Consider the following 4452-nt stretch of genomic DNA (forward strand, 5'->3'; position numbering starts at 1 on the left):
TCAGTATTTACAAATGAGAGGCATATGAAACTAGTAAAATTAAAAAAGCTTCCGTGAGGAAGCTGAGTAGTTACGAATATTGTTTGTTATTGTTTTAATTGCTTGATCATGAGCCTCTTCACTTACTCCATTTGGATATATTTTCTTTTCATAAAATTTAAATATTTTTTCTTGATGTTTAAGCAGTTGTGTAATCTTTAAAAGATCAGTTTGGTTAATTTGATTTTTTTGCTTAGTTGAATCAACCTTTTGACCAGTCTCAACTGAATTTGGAGTAGCGGCAGCTACTTGTAAGTTTTTTACCGAGGTTACAAAAATGGTAAATATAAGAAAAAATGATATGATTATTTTTTTTGATCCTTTCATTAAATTCCCTCCTAACTCTATTTCATTTTCTTTTACTTCTTGAGTTACTACTGGGGCATCTGCTTCAACCTTGTGCTACACCTATTGGAAAATCTTCCAAATCAATAGGACGATCAATAATTGCTGCTCCGATACCTTCATGATTCGAGTTTTTACCAGCACATGCCGAAATCTCTCTTTTTAGTTCTTTAATTTCCTCAGCAGAAAATACATTTTTGATTAACAAATATCCATACTTTTTGAATTTTTTAATATTTTTTTGATGAGTAGTCATAATTTTCCTTCCTTTTTTATATTGGTGATTCTCTCATTATTTAATCTCCTTATCAGCTTTTAATTCAGTTTCTAATGAAAATATTAATGAATGCTGATAAAGATAAAATGCAGATAAGGTCAATTTTGTTTAAAAATGATAAAAACGTGTAGAACGAAAATCCTACACGTTTTTATTTAAGTAGAAGAAAAATAATACCCCATCTTCTGTATTCGTAACATCATACTCCACACCGTGTAGCTCTAATAGATTTGTTCTGGTGCAAATATCATCAAATAGAAAAGGGAACGACTGATTCCGTTAGGAATCTAATGTTATGTAATGAAACCAAAGAGATTATGGATAAGTAGTATCTGATTTCGAACAGACTTCTCTTTTTCGACGTACAAGGAAGTGTAGTAACTATTCAGGTTTTGTTAGAGATATCGATATTTCGTGAACGGGTTTATATTTTTTCAAACTTTACAACAGAACCGTCACGGTTTGGCCGCTTTTTATTTTCTTATTTCGAACGTTTGAATCTCATTTGTTAATTCTACTGGAATACCTAAAAATGTTTGTCCAAGATTCATGAGTTTACGTTGAATTAACCACTCTGGGTACGCAAATTGTTCTAGTATTATTCTATAATATCCTGGGTTTAATCTTAATGTGTTAGGATTTTCTCCCTGATGCATTTGATATTGAACCAATGCTTGTAACAGTTTTTCACACATCATCTACTTCACCTCTTCTTTATTATATATAACTTGTATACGAAAAAAGACTACTGTATGCGTTTGAATTACTATTTCTTATCTTTTCAAGCTCTTTAAAAATGAATATTTTTTATAAAAGAAAAAGATAATGTTTCAGTTGAAATATTAATATATTCCACAAAAAAACATATATAACTTATAATTTTTTATTTTTAGATTACGGTAATGAGACAAACTCTTCCTAAATACTACTAATAATGTATTTTGCTATGTATATATTAATTCTGTCTGCAAGGGGGATATATATGAATATTCAATTATTCGTACCGAAATTCGAAGTTTCTGAATGTTTGAAAGAAATAGAACAATGTTTAGAAAAGGGATGGACCGGATTAGGTTATAAAACCATAGAATTCGAACAGGAATGGAGTAAATATACAGGGTTTCCTAATTCACATTTTGTTAATTCTGCTACTGCGGGGCTCCATCTGGCTATTAAAGTTTTAAAAATGTACCACGGATGGAACGATAATGATGAAATCATTTCCACTCCATTAACATTTATCTCTACAAACCATGCCATTAAATATGAAAATTTAAAAGTCGTCTTTGCAGATGTAGATCAATATCTTTGTCTAGATCCGCAAGATGTTGAAAAAAAAATTACGGAGAAAACACGAGCAATTATGTATGTTGGAATCGGAGGGAATACGGGCCAATATAAACAAATTGTAGAGCTATGTCAAAAACATAATTTACGTCTCATTATTGATGCGGCTCACATGGCTGGTACACGTTTATTCGGTGAAATTCCTGGGAAAGAAGCAGATGTTGTTGTGTATTCTTTTCAAGCTGTAAAAAATTTACCAACAGCTGATTCTGGAATGATTTGTTTTCAGAATAATAATTATGATAAGTTATGTAGAAAATTAACGTGGATGGGAATTGATAAAACCACTTTTGAACGAGTTGGAAAAAAAGGAGCCTATAAATGGATGTATGATGTAGAACATGTAGGCTATAAATATCATGGGAATTCTATTACTGCAGCCATTGGACTAGTACAATTAAAATATTTAGATCGTGATAATTCTTATCGAAGACAACTTGCAAGATGGTATGATGAACTATTAAATCCATACGCTTCTAAAATTAAGATTATTCCACAACCTAATGGATGTGAATCTGCTTACCATACCTATATAATTCAGGTTATAAATAGAAATGAACTATTATTGGCATTAAATCAAGCTGACATATATCCTGGTGTACATTATAGAGATAATACTCAATATCCAATGTATGCCTATGGACAAAATACCTGTCCACATGCCCATAAAATATCTGAACAAGTAATTTCCTTACCATTACATCTCTATTTATCAAAAAAGGATATAGATTATGTATGTGATCAGGTTATAAAATATGTTGAAAAATAGGTGATAAAATGACATGTTTTTCTATCGATAAAAAAATATCAATTCGAGATATTAAAAAAAAAGATATAGAATCAATTAGAATGTGGAGAAACCAAGCCGATATAAAACAATATTTTATTAATACCGATATGATAAGTAAAGAGCAACAGCGACAATGGTATACTGATTATTTAAAAAGGAAAGATGATAAAATGTTCATGATACAAGAGCATGAACATTTTAAATCAATAATTGGGACGACTGCCTTATATAATATTAATACCCCAAAAAAATCTGCAGAATTTGGAAGATTAATGATTGGACATATTCCTGCACAAAGAAAAGGATTAGGCACACAAGCTACTATTTTAACTTGTAAATATGCTTTTGAAAGATTGAATATATCTGAAATTTATTTATATGTTTTATCTCATAACATTCGTGCTATAGAACTTTATAAGAATATAGGATTTGTACCACTTAATATACAAGATAATAAAATTTATATGATACTAAATAAAAAATTGTTTCTGGTGTAAAAAGATATGATAGAAGTTAGCAACATTTATACGGAAGGAAGCTTCTCAGTTCCGCGACGAAAATAACCTTTCGACTTCCAGAGCGGGTGTTTACCTCTAGATATCCAACATTTGTACGCTCCTTTCACACGCCTGAGTAAGGATGATTTTTCCTTTAAACTCATTAAAAGCTTTTGAGGTTAAAAAACAACTACAATTAAATAAAGAACAAAATCAAGAAAAAATTATTATATTCTCCTTTTTGAAAATTATTATTTAAAGAGAGGGGGAGTTGATATAATGTCTTTACCATTGGTAAGTGTTTTAATTTCTATTTAGAACCGACCTAATTACTTAAAAGGTTCTGTTGCAAAGTTTGAAAAAACATAAACACATTCACGAAATATCTATATATTAAAAATAAATAATAATTATACTCACTTGTGCGTCGAAAAAGAGAAGTCTGGAATGTGACTTCTTTTTTGTTTGTATATCGTCTTAATCGTTTCGATTTCTTTCTATGTACGTGAAGCATAGCGAAGATTTTAAAATCCTGCATATTTAACAAAACGTCGTTTGATCTGTCTATGATCTTGTTTGATAAGTTTATTTAGATGTATAACGGTGAAATGCTTCGTATGCACCTAAAAACCATGATGTTTTAGTTTTTTGAACGCACAAAGTAAGGCAGGAGCCTTGTCTGTTGTGAGAACCGTTGGTTCTCCAAAAGTTTTCACTAACCTTGTTATAAACATATAGGTAGCTTACTAATCTCGCTTTTTGCAAAGTTGAATATCCAATGTGTGACCTTCCTTATCAATCGTACAATAAAGATAACACCACTCTCCTTTGATTTTGATAGGGGTTTCATTTATATGCCATACGAAATGTGCTGATTTGTTTTTCTTTTTCCACATTTGATAAATCAAATTGCCCTAATCGTGCACCCAACGCATAATTAAAGTTGGATGCACGGAAATTCCACATTCTCTCAGGAGTTCAGTTACATCACAATAGCTTAAATAAAAACGGTAATAATAACCAACAGCTACCGAATAATACCTTTCTGAGACGATTTTCCTTTAACACATATTTCATGCATTGAGGTGGTACAGTAAAACTGGAACACAGTATAGAGATAAATTATTCTATATAAGAGGTGTTTCAGATGAAAAAAC

General features: G+C 30.6%; 5 protein-coding genes and 1 pseudogene. 2 read left to right on the forward strand and 4 right to left on the reverse strand.

Features of this window, described 5'->3' with window-relative positions; translation table 11 throughout:
* Positions 1 to 39: 39 nt before the first annotated feature.
* The 3 genes from JDS99_RS29830 to JDS99_RS29840 form a co-directional block, all read right to left on the reverse strand.
* On the reverse strand, positions 40 to 366 hold the full coding sequence (locus JDS99_RS29830; RefSeq protein ID WP_199696362.1) for a hypothetical protein: 327 nt from the start codon (positions 364 to 366) through the stop codon (positions 40 to 42).
* Positions 367 to 430: 64 nt separating this feature from the next.
* On the reverse strand, positions 431 to 640 hold the full coding sequence (locus JDS99_RS29835) for a hypothetical protein (RefSeq protein WP_199696363.1): 210 nt from the start codon (positions 638 to 640) through the stop codon (positions 431 to 433).
* A 494-nt stretch (positions 641 to 1134) separates the two neighbouring features.
* Positions 1135 to 1359, reverse strand: coding sequence for a hypothetical protein (locus tag JDS99_RS29840; protein WP_199696364.1), 225 nt, complete (start codon positions 1357 to 1359; stop codon positions 1135 to 1137).
* A 284-nt stretch (positions 1360 to 1643) separates the two neighbouring features.
* Between JDS99_RS29840 and JDS99_RS29845 the strand changes: the two genes are divergently transcribed.
* Together JDS99_RS29845 and JDS99_RS29850 are read left to right on the forward strand one after the other, a co-directional pair.
* Positions 1644 to 2777, forward strand: coding sequence for a DegT/DnrJ/EryC1/StrS family aminotransferase (locus JDS99_RS29845; RefSeq protein ID WP_199696365.1), 1134 nt, complete (start codon positions 1644 to 1646; stop codon positions 2775 to 2777).
* Positions 2778 to 2785: 8 nt separating this feature from the next.
* Positions 2786 to 3295: a GNAT family N-acetyltransferase gene (locus JDS99_RS29850; protein ID WP_199696366.1), complete on the forward strand. Its 510-nt coding sequence runs from the start codon at positions 2786 to 2788 to the stop codon at positions 3293 to 3295.
* Between the two features lie 416 nt (positions 3296 to 3711).
* Here JDS99_RS29850 and JDS99_RS29855 read toward each other — a convergent pair.
* Positions 3712 to 4376 (reverse strand): annotated as a pseudogene (locus JDS99_RS29855) (IS6 family transposase).
* Positions 4377 to 4452: the final 76 nt, after the last annotated feature.

The sequence above is a fragment of the Bacillus cereus group sp. N6 genome, from assembly GCF_016483705.1.
In the GTDB taxonomy this organism is placed as follows: Bacteria; Bacillota; Bacilli; order Bacillales; family Bacillaceae_G; genus Bacillus_A; species Bacillus_A wiedmannii.